Here is a 16,892-nt window from a genome sequence, read left to right as displayed (position 1 = left end):
AGTCGGCCGGCATAACATCGCGATTCGCGCGCAACGCGCCTCCAGTGGCGCCGCTCTGCAGGAACAACGTTTGGGGACACGGGATGGCACTGCTCGACGCCGAAAAAGAGCTCGACGCCGGGGCGCGCCCACGTGCGGGGGCGGAATCACGGCCACGCACCGGAACCCATGAAATCGGGACCGCTGGATCCTGGTACCGCAGCCGGCTGGCGCTGGGCATGGGCGGTGAGCTGGTGACGCTGCTGGCCGTCCTGGCCGCAGCCGTGTTTGTCGTCCAACGCCTTGGCGTGTGGGGCGAGCAGGGCCTCGATTTCAGCGTGTACTGGCACGGCGGCAAGATCCTCAACGATGCCGGCCAGTCGCCGTCGGGCCTCTACCGCCTGACCGTGGGCTGGGCCGGAGGGCCGGAGCTGCCGTTCACGTACCCGCCGTTCGCCGCGCTGCTGTTCAGCCTGCTGGCACGGCTGCCGGAAGAGTCCGCCCTGATGCTGTTCAACGCCGCCGGGGCGGCCGTCGCCGTGTGGGTCGCCGTGCGGGGAGTGCGGTACTGGAGCGCCAAGCAGGACTGGCGGGGCACCTTCGCCGCCCCCGGGTTCCAGGCAACGCGGAACAGGTGGGGCGCCGTGATCCTGCTGCTGGCCGTCATCAACCTGGGCCCGTGGCGCGAGACGCTGGCGTTCGGCCAGATCAACATCCTGCTGATGGGGATCATGGCGGCCGACCTTTTGGCCAGGAACCAGCGCTGGAACCAGGGTTTTCCGGGCCGGGGCTTCCTGGTGGGAATGGCCGCCGGCATTAAGCTGACGCCGCTGGTTTTCGGACTGTACTTCCTGGTGCGCAAGGACTGGCGCGGACTGTTCAACATGGCCGGCGGGTTCGCCTTTACCGTGCTGCTGGGCTGGCTGGTCCGCCCGGCGGAATCGTTCAGTTTCTGGCTGGAGATCCTCCCGGACACGTCCCGGATCGGCGGCGCAGGTTACGTGGACAACCTCTCGATCAAGGGTGCGCTGCTGCATTTCGGCGTTCCCGAAGCCGGGGTCACCGTTCCCTGGCTGTTGCTGAGCCTGCTGGTGACAGGCGTTGGCGCCTTGGTGATCAGGGCTGCCAGCGACCAGGGCGCCCGGGTGGTGGCCATTTCGGCCACGGCCCTGACCATGCTGCTCATCAGCCCCGTCTCCTGGTCCCACCACTGGGTCTGGATGGCGGCGGTCCTCCCGGCCTTCGCCTGGACCCTGCGCGAGACGCCGCACCGCCACCGCGCCATCCGCTGGCTGATGGGCGGCGTGCTGGGGGCCTCGATCATCGTGTTCTTCTTTTCCCCCAAGAGCATCGGCGCGGCGCTGGGCGCGGAGAACCTGGACTTCCAGACGCCCGAGCCCTGGCTGATGGCCTCCAGCGCCGGCGTGTTCTGCGCGGTGGCCATCCTGGCCTGCTGGCTCGTGGTGCTCCGGCGGGGCTCCCTGGCCGAGGTGCCCGCATGAACAGGACGGTGTTGGTGACCGGCGTCGGCCGCCTTGCCGGAATCGGTGCCGGCATTGCCCGACGCCTCGCTGCCGACGGCTGGGACCTGGTGCTGACGTACTGGCAGGAGTACGACTCGAGGATGCCCTGGGGAGTCCAGCCGGACGACGTCGAACGCCTCACGGCGGAGCTGGAAGCGACCGGCGCCCGCGTCTTTACTGTACCGGCGGACCTGGAGGATCCGCTGGCAGTGGAGCGGCTCGTGGCAGCAGTGGCGGAGCAGGTCGGAACCCTGCAGGGGATGGTGCTCAGCCACGCCGAATCCGTGGACTCCGGCGTCCTGGACACCACGCTGGCCAGCTGGGAACGGCACTTCGCCGTGAACACCCGTGCCAGCTGGCAGCTGATCGCTGCCTTCGCCCGGCAGGCGGCGGACGACGGCGGCGCGATCGTTGCGCTGACCAGTGACCACACCGCGTTCAACCTGCCGTACGGCGCGTCCAAGGGAGCACTGGACCGGACCGTCATTGCCGCGGCCCGGGAGCTGGGGCCGCTCGGCATCACCGCGAACGTGCTGAACCCCGGCCCGGTGGACACCGGCTGGATGGACGCGGAGCTGCGGGAGGACCTGACCCGGCAGCAGCCCGGCGGCCGCCTGGGAACACCTACGGACGTGGCCGGAACCGTGGCATTCCTGCTCTCGCCGGAGGGCCGCTGGGTGTCCGGGCAGCTGATCAAGGCCGACGGCGGCTTCTCGGCCTAGGTTCCCCGTCCCAGCCCAACTGACTCGCAGTTAACGTCGTGAAAAGCGCGTTTCACGACGTTAACTGCGAGTCAGTTGGGACAGGGGTCAGCGGAAGGCGCCGATGCCGGTGATGTGCTGGCCCAGGATGAGGGTGTGGACCTCGTCGGTGCCTTCATAAGTGCGCACCGACTCGAGGTTCGCGGCGTGCCGCAGCGGCGAGTAGTCCAGTGTGATCCCGTTGCCGCCCAGGATGGAGCGTGCTTCACGGGCAATGGCCAGGGCCTCGCGGACGTTGTTCAGCTTGCCCAGTGAGATCTGTTCCGGCCGAAGCGTGCCGGCGTCCTTGAGCCGGCCCAGGTGGAGCGCCAGCAGGGTGCCCTTCTGGATCTCCAGGAGCATGTTCACCAGTTTCTCCTGCGTGAGCTGGTACCCGGCCAGCGGCCGGCCGAACTGGAGCCGGTCCTGCGAGTACTTGAGCGCCGCCTCGTAGGAGTCTCGGGCGGCACCCATGGCACCCCAGGCTATTCCGTACCGCGCTTCGTTCAGGCAGCTGAAGGGCCCGCGCAGGCCGCGGGCACCCGGCAGCAGGGCCTCCGGACCAAGCCTCACGCCGTCGAACGCCACATCGCACTGGATCGAGGCGCGCATCGAAAGTTTCCGGTTGATCGGTGTCGCGGTGACCCCGGGTGTTCCGGCCGGCACCAGGAAGCCGCGGACGCCGTCGTCGGTCATGGCCCACACCACCATCACCCCGGCCACGGAAGCCAGCCCGATCCAGCGCTTGGCGCCGTCGAGCACCCATCCGGCGTCCTCGCCTGATCCGTCGCGGCGGGCCACCGTGGACATGGAGGACGGATCTGATCCGGCAGTGGGTTCGGTCAAGGCGAAACAGCCGATTACTTCGCCGGCGGCCATCCGGGGGAGCCACTCCTGTTTCTGGTCCTCGGAACCCCACTTGTGGATGGCGGTCATGGCCAGGGAACCCTGCACCGAGACAAAGGTACGGATTCCGGAGTCCCCGGCCTCCAGCTCCATGGCCGCAAGGCCGTACTCGACGGCGGAGCGCCCGGGGCAGCGGTAACCCTCCAGGTGCATGCCGAGCACGCCCAGTTCACCCAGTTCAGGGGCAAGATCGAGCGGAAAGACGGCGTCGTCGTACCAGCGGGCAATATCCGGTTTGATCCGTTGTTCCGTGAAATCGCGGATCCGCTCCCTGACGGCCAGCTCCTCGGCCGTCAGCAGGGCGTCAAGGCCCAGGACATCGGAGGTGTCGGAAACAGCGGGAAGGTCGGCGGCGTTGCTCATTGGAGCATCCTACGGCGTTGCTCCTCCGGACCGCTCGCACTCGTTGCTCCTACAGCTTGCTGGGCTCCGCCTGGCGTGCCACGAAGTAGTCCCGGGTGGCGGGGGAGAAGCGGCACACCACGGCCAGCACCACGCCCAGCGCCAGCAGCAACACGCCGCTGACGAAGGCGCCGCCCACGCCGAAGATCTCCGTATCGCCATACGCCGGGTCCCACATCTGAACGGCGGAGATGAAGAACGCCGCAGTCAGCATCAGTGCGCCGAGCAGCGGCAGGATGCCCCGGAACCAGAGATTGCGGGCGGAATCCCGCAGGGTGCCACGGAAGAACCAGAAGCACGCGAAACCGGTCAGCGCATAGTAGAACGCAATGAACAGGCTGATGGCGCTGATGGAGTCGGAAAGCAGGTTCTGGCTCAGGAAGCTCATGGCCACGTAGTACACGACGGCGGCGGCCCCCATCACCTGCGTGGAGAACCCGGGAGTCTGGTTGCGCGGGTGGACGTCGCCGAACCTGGCCGGCAGGGCGCCGTGGACGCCCATGGACAGCGTCCCGCGGGCGGTGGGCAGGATGGTGGTCTGGGTGGAGGACAGTACCGAGGCCAGCACGGCCACCACGATCAGCCAGCCCCACGGGCCAAGCACAACATCCTTCATGGCCAGGAAGACGTCATCCTGGTTTTCGGCATTGCCGAGGCCGATGCCGTCCGTGCCCACGGTGGCATACATCATCACCAGGAGCGCCACGGAAACGTAGATCGCCATCAGGACGAAGGCGGAGATGACGGCCCCGCGGCCTGGCGTCTTGGACGGGTTCTCGGTTTCCTCGTTCACGGCCAGGCAGGTGTCCCAGCCCCAATAGATGAACAGGGCCAGCAGGACACCGTGGACCACTGCGCCGGGATCGGCGAAGGCACCGGCCGGGTTGAACCATTCGAAGTCGAACGCCTGGCCCTCCGGCGCTCCGCCCGTAATCCGGAACACGATGGCCAGCGCAAATATGCCCAGCGAGACATACTGCACATATGTCAGCACCCGCTGGACGTGCTCGCCGAGCCGGATGCCGCGGTAGTTCACCAGGGTCATGAAGATGATGAACACGACGCCGGTGGCGGTGACCAGCAGTTCGTTCTCCGCCAGCGACCCATCGCCGACCAAAAGCCACAGGTATTGCCCGGCCACCTGGGCCAGGTTGGCGAGCACCACGATGCCGGCGAGGGCAACGCCCCAGCCGCCCAGCCAGCCCGCCCAGGGGCCGAATGCGCGGCGGGCCCAGATGAAGGTGGTGCCGCAGTCCGGCATGGCGCTGTTCAGTTCCCGGAAGGCGTAGGCGATGAAGAGCACCGGCACAAAGCCCAGGAGAAGGATCAGCGGGGTGTAGTTGCCATTGACCGCCACGATCAGGCCCAGCGTGGCGGCGAGTGAATAGACGGGGGCGGTGGACGCGAGCCCCAGCATCACGGAGTCGCCCAGGTCCAGGATGCCGGCGCGCAGCCCCTTGGACGGAACCTCCGCCGTCGTCGTCCCTGTGGTCATAGTGCGATACCTGCTTTGCTGGAGGAGGCCGAAGCGGCCTGGAGTGAAACGGGTGCAGGGGCGTCGATCGTGTTGGGGACGAATCGGCAGAAATAATCGGTGATGGGTCCGTCCGATTCGCGGATGCCGCAGCCTACGGATTCGCCGTCCACCACCCAGAGGCCCAGGACGGGATGGTTGCTGTCGAAATCGGGAAGGGAGTGGAACTGCTGGTAGCACCAGCCCTCGCGCCCGTAGCCGCCCGGCTGTTCCATGTTGATGCCGGCGGCGTGGATCTTGATGTTGTCTCCCTCGCGGCCGTGCAGCGGCTTCGCCACCCATTCCTTCAGCGGTCCTGGCTCGTTCAGGTAAGCCGGGAGGAGGTTCGGGTGGTCCGGGTACAGGTGCCACAGCGCGGCCAGGAGCGCCTTGTTGGACAGGAGCATCTTCCAGGCCGGCTCCACCCAGCGCGGATTGTGGGCACGCTGAAGCAACCGCTGGCCGAAAGGCTCCTTCATCATCAGTTCCCACGGATACAGCTTGAAGATGGTGCTGATCATGAAGTTGTCCAGGTCCACAAAACGGTTCAGGTTGGGGTCCCAGCCGATGTCGGACATGTTGATGCCGATGGTGGTCCAGCCGCCTTGGCCGGCGACGTCGCGCATGTAGGCCGCCGTCATCCAGTCCTCGCCGGACTGCTCGGCTTCGGAATGCGCAATGTGCAGGGTGCTCATGCCGGTGCGGTACTGGAGTTTCTTCCACTGCCGGATCAGGGCTTCGTGGATGCCGTTCCACTGGTCCTTCTCCGGGAAGACGTCCTGCAGCCAGAACCATTGCGCCACGGAGGCCTCGATCAGCCCGGTGGGGGTGTCCGCGTTGTACTCGAGCATCTTGGCGGGGCCGCCCCGGCCGTCGTAGACGAAGTCGAAGCGGCCGTAGATGTCCATGTCCCCGGCCTGCAGGGATTCCGCGGCCAGCTCCAGCGCCTGCGGACCGATGCCGATATTGCCCATGGCACCGGTGGCCAGGTACTTGGCCGCCTCCAGGCACATCAGGTGCATGTCCTCGGCGGTCTTCTCGAGTGTTTCCACCTCGTCCATGGTGAATTCGTAGTACGCGGACTCGTTCCAGTACTCGATCTTCTTGCCGTCCGGCATGGTGGTGGTGGAAAAGACCAGCCCCTGCTCCTCGATCTTCCGCTTCCAGTCGGGCCGCGGGGTTGCACTGAGTCTCTTCACGCCTAGCCTCCCGTGCTTCCGCCCTTGGAGCTGCTGCCGAAGCCGCCCCTGCTGACCGTGCCGCCCTTGGTGCTGTAGCCCGTGGACGTCTTCGCCCCCTGCGGCACAGTCTTGGTGAAGCCCGTGTACTGCGAGCGGTTTTGCCCGACCGCCGGAACACTGGCGCCGCGCGAGTAGAAGTACCAGGAGTAGATTCCGGAGCTGCGTCCGGCGCTGCTGCTGTTGTCGCACTGGGCATCGTCCACGCGCTCGCCGGTTTCATCGTTGAAGCAGACCTGTGCGTAGTCGGCTTCCGCCTCATTGCTGGCCACGATGGCGGTGATGGTGCCTGCCAGCAGGGCGGTAACGCCGAGGCCGACGACGACGGTACGGCGCTGCGAGCGCTTCTTGCGTACCGCTGCTTCCCGCTCGCGTTCGCGTTCAAAGGGGTCGATCACCGGTCCCGGTCCTGCTGTCCCGGGCGACGGCGCCGAAGCCGCGCCCGGCACCGCAGCCTGCCCTGCGGCCGGGCCCTTCTGGCGCCGTCCGGGCCGTCCGCCGGCCTTTCCCGGTGCGGGCGCGGCTCCTCCCGGTGCCCCATCGCCGAGCAGTTCCGGTCGGAGCTCCGGTTTAGGGACCTGCCAGGGCGGCAGCTGCCCGGTCGCCGGGTCGTGGGGCTGCGGCGTGAAATCCTCGGGCGCAGTCATCCACCCGGGCTGGGAGGCTCCGGGGCCACCGGCTCCGGCAGGCCGGCCATCCGGGCGCTGCTGGCCGGGACGGGTGTTCTTTGGATCCTTCGTCGGGTCCTTTGAAGGATCCTGATCCGGGTCCTGCGGCTCCATGGGTTCCCCTTGCTTGTCCATGCTCAAACGTGACCGTGCACGCGCGCGTCAAGGTGGCGCGGCATGGCCGTCCCGGCAAGACACTGGTGCGTAAATCCTGAAGTCAGCCTAGTGCCTGACAGGAAGTGCTGTTAACGGAAAACGGGGGAGAACTGCCCATGCCAAGATGGAGCCATGGCAGCAGTTGAATCCGCCCGTGGCGGCGCCGGCAGGTCCGGCCAGGCCGGCTCCGCCGGTTCCGGAACGGCACGCCCGGAGCTTCAGGGAATCGGGCGGAGCCGCTTCGTCGTCGGCATGGCGCTCGCTGTGGTCCTGCCGCCCGCGGTGGAAGTCCTGGTAACGCTGGCGGGTTACCGGAACTTCGCGATCATCATGCTGCTCCATCTCGCCGTTGCCGTGGCAGTCGCCGCCATCGGGGGGTTCTGGCCCGCCGTCGTGGCAGCCGTCCTGGGCACAACGCTCCTCAACTACTTCTCCGCCGATCCTGTGGGCACGCTGTCCATCGCCGATCCTTCCACCCTCTTCACCCTCCTGGTCTTCCTCGCCGTTGCCTGCAGCGTGGCCCTGGCTGTTGGCCTGGCGACGCGCCGGGCGCAGGAAGCCGCCAGGTCCGGGGCCGAAGCCACGGCGCTGAGCGAGCTCGCCCTGCGAATCCTCAGTTCCGACGGCAGCCTGGAGTCCTTCCTGGAGAAGGTCCGCAGCAGGCTGGATGTGGACGCTGTCACGCTGGTGGCGGGAGGCCCCCCGGGAGGCCGCCGCGTCGGACCGGACCGGCCCGCTGCAGGCAGCGGGCCGGACTGGGGGCGCGGCAGCATTACCGAGTGGGCCGTGCTTGCCAGCGCCGGGACGAGCGCGCCGGTGACGCGAGCGGCCGCCGACCACGCCGTCGTCGTCGATTCCCGGTACACGCTGCTGATCAACGGCGGGCCGCCGGCCGGCCAGGCGTTTTCAGGCCAGCATCAGCGGATGCTGGCCGCCTTCGGAGCGTTCCTCGTGGCCATCCTGGAACGGCGCCAACTGGTGGCGAGCATGCAGGACAACCAGCGGCTGTCCGAGGGCAACAAGATGCGAACGTCCATCCTGAGGGCCGTCAGCCATGACCTGCGCACCCCGCTGGCCGGGATCAAGCTGGCGGTCAGCAGCCTGCGCCAGGAGGACGTGCGGTTCTCCCCGGAGGACGAACGCGAACTGCTCGCCACCATCGAGGATTCAGCCGACCGGCTGGACCACCTGATCGGCAACCTGCTGGACATGTCCCGGATCACGGCTGATTCGGTCAACCCGCTCCTGCGCGGACTGGGCTGGGCGGAGGTGCTGCCCGATGCGTTGAGGGGGCTGCCTGCGGCGCGGATCCGGGTGGAAGTGCCGCCCAACCTGCCCCGAGTGGAGGCCGACGCCGGGATGCTGGAACGCGTGGTGGCGAACCTGGTGGAGAACGCGCTCAAATACGCGCCGGAGGCGGACGTGGTGCTGACCGCCCGGGCGGGGGAAGGGATCGCGCTGGCCGGCAGGCCTGCCAGCGAATTCCGTGTGGTGGACCGGGGCTCGGGGGTGGCGCCGGCGGCGGTGCTGGACATGTTCCAGCCGTTCCAGCGGCTCAACGATTCCCAGCGCACCGGCGGCGGCCGCACCGTGGGGATCGGGCTGGGCCTGGCCGTTGCCAACGGCTTCACCGAAGCCATGGGAGGAACCCTGGCAGCGGAGCCGACGCCGGGCGGCGGGCTGACCATGGTGGTCACCCTGCCGCTGTGGGAGGGACCGCTGCCGTGACCCTGGTGCTGATCATCGAAGACGAGGCCCAGCTGGCCCGGGCCATGCAGATCAACCTCCGCGCCCACGGCTACCAGGCAATCACCGCGGGCCTGGGAGCGGACGGGCTGAAGCTGGCCGCCCAGCACCCGGTGGACATTGTGGTGCTGGACCTCGGACTGCCGGACATGGACGGAGTTGAGGTGATCCGGGGGATCCGCGGCTGGAGCTCCGTGCCCGTGATCGTGCTTTCCGCCCGCCACGCCTCGGAGGACAAAGTGGAAGCGCTCGACGCCGGGGCGGATGACTACGTGACCAAGCCGTTCGGGCTCGACGAGCTGCTGGCACGGCTGCGCGCAGCATCCCGGCGCTCGCCGGCCCAGCGCGAGGCCCCTACGGTGGAAACCGCGGACTTCATGGTGGACCTGGCGGCCCGGAAGGTAATCCGGGACGGGCAGGAAATCCGCCTCACCCCCACGGAATGGAACATCCTGGAACTGCTGGTGCGCAACGCGGGAAAGCTGGTCAGCCAGCAGCAGCTGCTCACCCAGGTCTGGGGCCAGGCGTACGCCAAGGAGACCCAGTACCTACGCGTCTACCTGGCCCAGCTGCGGCGCAAGCTGGAGCAGGACCCGGCCAAGCCGCGCCACCTGCACACGGAGGCCGGAATGGGGTACCGCTTCGACCCCTGACCCCGCCTGCCTGACGCCCCTAAGGCCGCCTGCCTGAGACGGGTGCGGAACTTGCCCGGGCAATCAGGGCCGAAGAACCTAGACTGTAGCCATGGAAACCGCATCTGTGCTTGCCGTATGCCGGGTACACCAGCTTCTGAGCGATGAGGGGAGCATGGGCGTCACGGCCATCGACAAACGTGCCGTCGAAGGTCCGGTCAGGGTCCACAAACTCGGGCTCCACGGGGACATCCAGGCGAACCGCGTCCACCACGGTGGCGTGGACCAGGCGCTGTACGCCTATTCGCAGGACGACGCCGACTACTGGGTGGGGGAGCTGCAGCGGGAACTGCCCCCGGGAGTTTTCGGCGAGAACCTCCGGGTGGCCGGTATCGGAACCACCACTGCGGTGATCGGCGAACGGTGGAAGATCGGCCTCGACGTCGAAGTCGAGGTAACGTCGCCCCGCGTTCCCTGCGCCACCTTCCAGCGGCGAATGGACGAGGCCCGGTGGGTCAAGCGGTTCACCGAGGCGGGCCGGGTGGGCACCTATCTTCGCGTGATCAAGACCGGGACCATCCAGGCCGGCGACCACATCCACCGCGTGTTCGTTCCCACCCACGGCGTGACCATCGGCAACTGGTTCAGCGCCCCCACCATCGAGGTCATGGACGCGCTGCGGGACGCGGACGCGGACGGCGAGATCCGCCTGCAGCCGGAATACCACGACGAATTCGAGAAGTTACAGCGGCGGCTGGGCGCCTAGCGCCACCGCGCCTGAAGCGACCTGTGTGCGCAACGTCACCGCCGGGCGGGTTAGTGCCACGCGGAACCATGCCTTACACTTGAAATATCCCCCACTCCGGAAATCCCTTATTCCTGCCCAATTTTTGAGGCAGGACTGGCAAGTGTTGGGGCCCGCACAAGCGATGCGGGCATTTTCATAGGGAGAGCCGGCTAAAGAAAACGCTGTACAGACTGCTGGGATAGCAGCCAAGAGATGCAGCGGGAAGTCCTGCCACGGGATTGCGAAAGCGCCGGACTTCTACGTGACCGGCCGGTCAATGTCTGCCCGGCGCCCCAAACGGCACATGTACTGCGGCTCCGCTCACCTCGGGTTGTGCCGCCTGGCCCCCTATGGATGAGGAAAACTTCCCTATGCCCGAAAATCACAACGACGCCACCGCCGAAGCAGCAACTGCCGAAACGGCCGTAGAAACCCCCGAGACCGCTGCTCCCGTAGCCGGCTCCGCTCCCGTCTTCACCGAGGCCCCGGCACCCGCCGAAGCGCCTGCCGCTGAAGAACGTCCGGCTGCCGAGGCGCCTGCCGCTGAAGCCCCGAAGACCGAAGCCCCTGCCGCTGAAGCCCCGAAGGCTGACCCGAGCAGTGGCGACGCTGACACTGAAGCCGAAGGCATCCGTTTCGCCGACCTCGGCATCGACGGCCGCGTGCTCGCCGCACTGCAGGACGTCGGCTACGAGAAGCCTTCCCCGATCCAGGCAGCAACCATCCCGCTGCTGCTCGAAGGCCGCGACGTCGTGGGCCTGGCCCAGACCGGCACCGGTAAGACTGCAGCATTCGCAGTACCGGCACTGTCCCGCCTGGCCGAGCTCCACGACCTCAACGGCCCGTCCCGCAAGACGCAGGCCCTGGTCCTCGCCCCGACCCGCGAGCTGGCGCTCCAGGTTGCTGAGGCATTCACCTCGTACGCCAAGCACATTGACGACTTCACGGTCCTCCCGGTGTACGGCGGCTCCGCCTACGGCCCCCAGCTCGCCGGCCTCCGCCGCGGCGCCCAGGTTGTTGTCGGTACGCCCGGCCGCGTGATCGACCACATCTCCAAGGGTTCCCTGGACCTCTCCGAACTCCAGTACCTGGTGCTGGATGAGGCCGACGAAATGCTGCGCATGGGCTTCGCCGAAGACGTGGAGCAGATCTTCCAGCAGACGCCTTCGGACCGCCAGGTTGCACTGTTCTCGGCCACCATGCCGAGCCAGATCCGCCGTATGTCCAAGCAGTACCTGAACAACCCGGCCGAGATCTCGGTGAAGTCCAAGACCACCACCGGCGCCAACACCCGCCAGCGGTACCTGCAGGTCATGGGCCCGCACAAGCTCGACGCGCTGACCCGCATCCTCGAGGTGGAAGAGTTCGACGGCGTCATCGCCTTCGTGCGCACCAAGATGGCCACCGAGGACCTGGCCGACAAGCTGAAGGCGCGGGGCTTCCAGGCTGCCGCCATCAACGGCGACATCCCGCAGCAGCAGCGCGAACGCACCGTCGACGCGCTGAAGGAAGGCCGCATCGACATCCTGGTGGCCACCGACGTCGCCGCCCGCGGCCTTGACGTGGAGCGCATCAGCCACGTGGTCAACTACGACATCCCGCACGACACCGAGTCCTACGTCCACCGCATCGGCCGCACCGGCCGTGCAGGCCGTTCCGGCGACGCCATCCTGTTCATGACGCCGCGGGAGAAGTACCTGCTGCGTTCCATCGAGAAGGCCACCCGCCAGCCGGTGGAGCAGATGCACCTGCCCACGGCCGAGACCGTCAACACGCTGCGTCTGGGCAAGTTCGCCGAGCGCATCACGGAGACCCTCGAGTCCGAGGACGTTGCAGCTTTCCGCGACCTCATCTCCTCCTACGAGGAAGAGCACAATGTCCCGGCCTCGGAGATCGCCGCGGCATTGGCCGTCATGGCGCAGGGCGGCCAGCCGCTCCTGGTGAAGGAACTGCCCGCAGCTCCCGAGTTCCAGAAGCGCGAGCGCTCCAAGGACGGCTTTGGCTCCCGTGGCCCGACCCGCACCCTGACCGAGGGCAACGCCACCTACCGCATCGCGGTCGGACGCCGGCAGCGCGTCATGCCGGGTTCCATCGTTGGCGCCATTGCCAACGAAGGCGGTATTTCCTCGGCACAGATCGGCGGCATCGACATCCGCTCGGACCACTCCCTCGTGGAGCTTCCTGCGGACCTCAGCCCCGAGCAGCTGCGTGCCCTGTCCCGTACCCGGATCGGCGGCGAGCTGATCCACCTCGAGCTGGATAACGGCCGTAAGCCGTCCGGCGAGCGTGGCAGCTACCAGGGCAACCGTGGCGGCGACCGCGGCGGGTACTCCGGTGGCGGAGACGGTGGCGGCAACTTCAAGGGCAATGGCGGGTTCAAGAAGGAATTCCGCAAGAACGACGGCGAGCGTTCCTCCGCTGACCGCGGCGGCCGCTCCTACAGCGACCGCTCGGAGCGCAGCGTCGGCGCTGACAGCGGTGCCAGCCGCGGACAGGCCAGCGACTCCCGCTTCGGCGGCCACGGTGACGGTGCACGCAAGCCGCGCCATGGCAACGAAGGCGGACACCGCGACTTCAACCGCAAGGGCAAGTGGTAAGCCTTAGCAGCACCAGGCACTGAAAACGGGCCGGCTTTCGAGCCGGCCCGTTTTCGTTTAAGCCGTCGCCTCCGTTCTCCTTCCGTGTATCCTTCGTCACACCGGATGGCCGGGGCGGCCGCGGCAGCTTTCGCAGGGCTTGTCGGATGCAGGTTTGGGCCCGGATTTCCGGGCTTTTCGATGGTTTAGCCCGCCTCGCGGACCCCTCCCGCCGCCGATTTGTTGGGAGCGGAATCTTCCGGTAGAGTATTTACTCGTTGCCCCCCTAGCTCAGTGGTAGAGCGCGTTCTTGGTAAGAACGAGGTCACCGGATCGATTCCGGTGGGGGGCTCTGGATGAGGGCCTGTGTCAAGGCGGTTTTTGACCGGCTTGATGCAGGTTTTTCTCATTCGTGGCGGTGTAGCTCAGTTGGTTAGAGCGCACGACTCATAATCGTGAGGTCGGGAGATCGAGCCTCCCCACCGCTACAGGAAAAGCCCCCGGAATCCTTGAGATTCCGGGGGCTTTCCTGTTATCCCCGTGGACTGCGCCGACGGCCGTCACCGTGACAAGTGCAACGTTCCGCAGTAGCTTGGCAGCACATGGCGGATGGGGATTTCAGTGGACTTCTTTGAAGCAATCATGCTTCCGTTCAAGTGGCTGGTTTCCACCATCATGGTGGGCTTCCACGATGGACTGGGCGCCCTTGGTATGCCGGCCGCCAACGGCTGGACGTGGACGCTGTCCATCATCGGGCTGGTGCTGGTCATCCGTGCCGCCCTGATCCCCGTGTTCCTGAAGCAGGTTAACGTCCAGCGCCGCATGCGCCGGCTGCAGCCGGACCTGAAAAAGCTGCAGGACAAGTACAAGGGCAAGACGGACCAGTTGTCCCGCCAGGCGATGGCGCAGGAACAGATGGCCCTGTACAAGGAACACGGCACCAACCCGTTCTCGGCCTGCCTGCCTCTACTCATCCAGACACCGTTCTTCCTGGCCCTCTTCCAGGTGCTCGCGGGCATCTCCAGCGCGGCCGGCCAGGGAAAAGGCATCGGGGCCATGAGCCATGAGCAGGTGGTGGAGTTCGATCAGTCCAGCGTTTTCGGGGCCCCGCTGTCCGCGTCGCTGCTCCACGGCGGCGGGGGCGATGCTCTTGCGGTTGCCGTGCTGGCCATCGTGATGATCCTGGCTATGACTGCCGCGCAGTTCCTCACGCAGAAGCTGATCATGGCCAGGAGCGCCTCCGACGAGGTCACCGCGGGTCCGGCGATGATCCAGCAGAAGATGATCCTCTACATCCTCCCGGTCATCTTCGGCGCGGGCGGCATCGTGTTCCCCATCGGCGTCCTGATCTACTGGACAGTTTCCAACGCGTGGACCCTGGCCCAGCAGTTCCTGGTCAGGGACCGGGCCGTTGGTCCCGATAGCGCGCCCTGATCACGCTGGTGCGGCAGGCGCCCAAAAATTTCCTCTAGGGTGGGTAACGCGTTGCGGCGGGCCGGAAACAATACAGATAGAAAGAGGCTCAGGACTACTCATCAGGGGGATATGGTGCTTTCCGAGCATGAATTGGCGTTCATAGCCTTACACAAAGACAGCTATCCAACGGTCTTCAGGTTCGTGCGCCGGAGGGTGGAATCCCCGGAGGTGGCGGAGGAAATCGCCGCCGACGTCTTCCGGGTGGTGTGGCAGAAATGGGGCGGCCAGCCGAGGACGGAGATCGCCTGGCTGCTCACTGTGGCACGGAACCTGATCGGGAATGCATACCGGACCCGCGACCGGCAGCGGGCGCTGCAGGAGAAGCTGCGCACCACGGCGGTCCTGAGCTTCGGAGACGGATCCGAAAACCTGGCCGTGCATGATGCCCTGGCCGTTTTGCGGGAGAAGGACCGCGACATCCTCCAGCTGGCCTATTGGGACGGGTTGGGAACCGCGGAGATCGCCGGCGTGCTGCAGTGCAGCGAGCCCGCCGCCAAGGGCCGGCTGCACCGGGCGCGGGCAGCGTTCCGGAAACAGATGCCCGCGGGAGCGGAAACAATCACACAGAGGATGGGTGCCTGAAATGGATCCGATCAAGAACATGATTTCCGCGACGGACCCCGTGCGCAACGATCCTTCCACGCCCGACGGCGAAGCGGCCCTTCGCCGGATGCTGACCGAACCGGCCGCGTTCAGCGACAACTTCCGGGCCGTTGCAACCCCCCTCGAGGAGCGCCGGCTGCGGCGCGCCCGGCTGGCCGGCGTGATCACCTTGGCGGCCGCGGCCGTCACCGCCGGAGTCCTGGCGGCCACCAACCTCGGTCCGGTGACGTCCACCCCGGGGCCGGCATCCACAGTCACCGGATCGGCAACACGATCGCCGGCTACGCCGCAGACCAGCAGTGATCCTGCCAGCGTTCCGGCGGGGCCTGCCCCGACCGGTACGCCCACCCAGGCCTCGTCCGTTCAGACGTTCGTCTTCCCCGATGGGCACCTGTCCTTCACCTACCCCGACGGGTGGAGCGTCCGGACGGAACAGGGCCCGTACCTGACTGAAGAGGCCAAGGCCGGATCCGTCGTCGCGGTGGTGGCTGACGACTCCGGTTCCGAGGTGGCCCGGGTCCTCAGCGGGATGTACGGCGACGGGGCGGCGGGCAGCGTCAGGCGCACCGTCCTTGACCACACGCCCGTGCCCGGGATCACCGACGCGTCAGGGAACCCTGCCGAGTTCGGCTTCGCCGCAGACCAGATCCTTCCCGTCTCCTATCCCGGAATGCCGGAGCCTACCCAGCCCGCGGACAGCAACGCCCTCTACTACTTCATGGACGTCAGGCTGGCCCAGGAGTTCCTGCCCACGCAGGACAGTTCGGGAACCAACCAGATTCCCCTGCCCAACGGGGTGCTGTCGGCCTACGTCATCTTCGACGCCGACAAGCAGCCTGTCTTCGCCACCCCCGAAGCGGCGAGGGAGTGGATGGCGGGCGAACGGTACGCACAGCTGAAAGCGCTGCTTCTCAGCCTCAAGTACTCGTAAGCTGGGTCAATGACGCGCATCGCAATTATCGGCGGCCACGGCAAAGTGGCTTTGGAACTGGCCAGAATCCTCGCGGCGGACGGTAAGGACGTCACGTCCTTCTTCCGCAACCCGGACCACACGGAGGACGTCGCGGCAACCGGCGCCACGCCGTCGGTCCTCGACGTAGAAAATACGACGACGGCGGAACTCGCCGGCGCACTCAGCGGCCACGACGCCGTGGTGTGGTCCGCCGGTGCAGGCGGCGGCAGCCCCGAACGCACCTATGCCGTGGACCGGGATGCCGCAATCCGGTCGATGGACGCGGCGGCTGAGGCCGGCGTCGGGCGCTATGTGATGGTGTCCTACTTCGGTGCAGGGCCGGACCACGGAGTCCCGGCGGACAACAGCTTCCATGCCTATGCCGAGGCAAAGGCCGCCGCGGACCAGTACCTCCGCGGCACGGACCTGCACTGGACCATCCTGGGCCCCGGAACCTTGACGGACGGCCCAGGGAACGGCCTCATCGACGTCAATCCGGAGGACACCTCAGCAGGCACCGAGACGTCACGGGCGAACGTGGCGCTGGTGACGGCCGCCGTCCTGGGCCTGCCGGACACCGCAGGACGAACCATCGAGTTCCGGGACGGCACCCTGCCCGTCTCAGCGGCGCTGCAGCCCGCCCGCTGACATGTAGGTCTGGTTGTCAAGAGAGCAGGGATGAGCGGCTTCTGGGTTTTGGTTCCCGGGGGCCGCTCATCGTGTGCCGGCCGGTTGTGGTGACCGTGGTGGCGAGTCCTTTGCGACTGCAGTGTCAGGCTGACATTCGCGGGTTGGTTACCGCATGACGATCTGTTCGGCTGGAGCATGTCGGGTGTCTAGGATCGAGCGTCGACGGTTTGACCCCGTCTGCTCATAGCGGGCTCTCGAGTTAGCTCCTGCGTGCTGCCGCCACTCTCACCACGTCCGGGGGCACGTTCGGGTCAGGCCGCGGTCATGCGGTCTCCTTGCTGGAGCGGGGCGGCCAGTGACCAGCA

At 67.0% G+C, this 16,892-nt stretch carries 13 protein-coding genes, 2 tRNA genes and 1 pseudogene; 12 read left to right on the top strand and 4 right to left on the bottom strand.

Going from position 1 to position 16,892, the window contains the following annotated elements:
* Positions 1–83: 83 nt before the first annotated feature.
* Both TV39_RS15830 and TV39_RS15825 read left to right on the top strand, forming a co-directional pair.
* Positions 84–1,481, top strand: coding sequence for a glycosyltransferase 87 family protein (locus TV39_RS15830; RefSeq protein WP_235347419.1), 1,398 nt, complete (start codon positions 84–86; stop codon positions 1,479–1,481).
* Positions 1,478–2,224, top strand: a complete 747-nt coding sequence (locus tag TV39_RS15825) for an SDR family oxidoreductase (RefSeq protein ID WP_043483277.1) — start codon at positions 1,478–1,480, stop codon at positions 2,222–2,224. Before TV39_RS15830 ends, TV39_RS15825 begins: the two co-directional genes overlap by 4 nt.
* Positions 2,225–2,311: 87 nt before the next feature.
* Here TV39_RS15825 and TV39_RS15820 read toward each other — a convergent pair whose 3' ends face one another.
* From TV39_RS15820 to TV39_RS15805, 4 genes are read right to left on the bottom strand one after another with little or no spacing between them, the layout of a single operon-like run.
* Positions 2,312–3,511, bottom strand: a complete 1,200-nt coding sequence (locus TV39_RS15820) for an acyl-CoA dehydrogenase family protein (RefSeq protein ID WP_043483274.1) — start codon at positions 3,509–3,511, stop codon at positions 2,312–2,314.
* A 49-nt stretch (positions 3,512–3,560) separates the two neighbouring features.
* Positions 3,561–5,045: an APC family permease gene (locus TV39_RS15815; protein WP_043483271.1), complete on the bottom strand. Its 1,485-nt coding sequence runs from the start codon at positions 5,043–5,045 to the stop codon at positions 3,561–3,563.
* Positions 5,042–6,262, bottom strand: a complete 1,221-nt coding sequence (locus TV39_RS15810; protein WP_043483267.1) for a glutathionylspermidine synthase family protein — start codon at positions 6,260–6,262, stop codon at positions 5,042–5,044. The genes TV39_RS15815 and TV39_RS15810 overlap by 4 nt, the downstream gene beginning before the upstream one ends.
* 2 nt (positions 6,263–6,264) lie before the next feature.
* Complete coding sequence (locus tag TV39_RS15805; RefSeq protein WP_442853505.1) at positions 6,265–7,104, bottom strand: Tat pathway signal protein; 840 nt, start codon at positions 7,102–7,104, stop codon at positions 6,265–6,267.
* 153 nt (positions 7,105–7,257) lie between these two features.
* Here TV39_RS15805 and TV39_RS15800 point away from each other — a divergent pair, with 153 nt between their 5' ends.
* From TV39_RS15800 to TV39_RS15755, 10 genes and pseudogenes are all read left to right on the top strand, one after another.
* Positions 7,258–8,853, top strand: a complete 1,596-nt coding sequence (locus TV39_RS15800; RefSeq protein WP_043483265.1) for a sensor histidine kinase — start codon at positions 7,258–7,260, stop codon at positions 8,851–8,853.
* Complete coding sequence (locus TV39_RS15795; protein ID WP_043483263.1) at positions 8,850–9,524, top strand: response regulator; 675 nt, start codon at positions 8,850–8,852, stop codon at positions 9,522–9,524. Before TV39_RS15800 ends, TV39_RS15795 begins: the two co-directional genes overlap by 4 nt.
* Positions 9,525–9,615: 91 nt before the next feature.
* Positions 9,616–10,269: an MOSC domain-containing protein gene (locus tag TV39_RS15790; protein WP_043483261.1), complete on the top strand. Its 654-nt coding sequence runs from the start codon at positions 9,616–9,618 to the stop codon at positions 10,267–10,269.
* A gap of 392 nt (positions 10,270–10,661) precedes the next feature.
* Positions 10,662–12,887 carry a DEAD/DEAH box helicase gene (locus TV39_RS15785; RefSeq protein WP_043483258.1) on the top strand — a complete coding sequence of 742 codons (2,226 nt, stop codon included), beginning with the start codon at positions 10,662–10,664 and terminating at the stop codon, positions 12,885–12,887.
* A 259-nt stretch (positions 12,888–13,146) separates the two neighbouring features.
* A tRNA-Thr gene (locus tag TV39_RS15780) sits at positions 13,147–13,218 on the top strand.
* A gap of 62 nt (positions 13,219–13,280) precedes the next feature.
* Positions 13,281–13,354, top strand: a tRNA-Met gene (locus tag TV39_RS15775).
* A 133-nt stretch (positions 13,355–13,487) separates the two neighbouring features.
* Positions 13,488–14,291: pseudogene (gene yidC, locus TV39_RS15770) on the top strand (membrane protein insertase YidC); the annotation flags it as partial.
* A gap of 120 nt (positions 14,292–14,411) precedes the next feature.
* Positions 14,412–14,924, top strand: a complete 513-nt coding sequence (locus TV39_RS15765; RefSeq protein ID WP_268747790.1) for an RNA polymerase sigma factor — start codon at positions 14,412–14,414, stop codon at positions 14,922–14,924.
* Position 14,925: 1 nt separating this feature from the next.
* Positions 14,926–15,876, top strand: coding sequence for a hypothetical protein (locus tag TV39_RS15760; RefSeq protein WP_043483256.1), 951 nt, complete (start codon positions 14,926–14,928; stop codon positions 15,874–15,876).
* A gap of 9 nt (positions 15,877–15,885) precedes the next feature.
* Positions 15,886–16,545, top strand: coding sequence for an SDR family oxidoreductase (locus tag TV39_RS15755; protein ID WP_043483254.1), 660 nt, complete (start codon positions 15,886–15,888; stop codon positions 16,543–16,545).
* Positions 16,546–16,892 lie beyond the last annotated feature (347 nt).

The organism is Arthrobacter sp. SPG23, assembly GCF_000876655.1.
Lineage (GTDB): Bacteria > Actinomycetota > Actinomycetes > Actinomycetales > Micrococcaceae > Arthrobacter.
The sequence above is the reverse complement of the archived record's forward strand: the minus strand, read 5'-3'. Positions and strand labels throughout refer to the sequence as shown.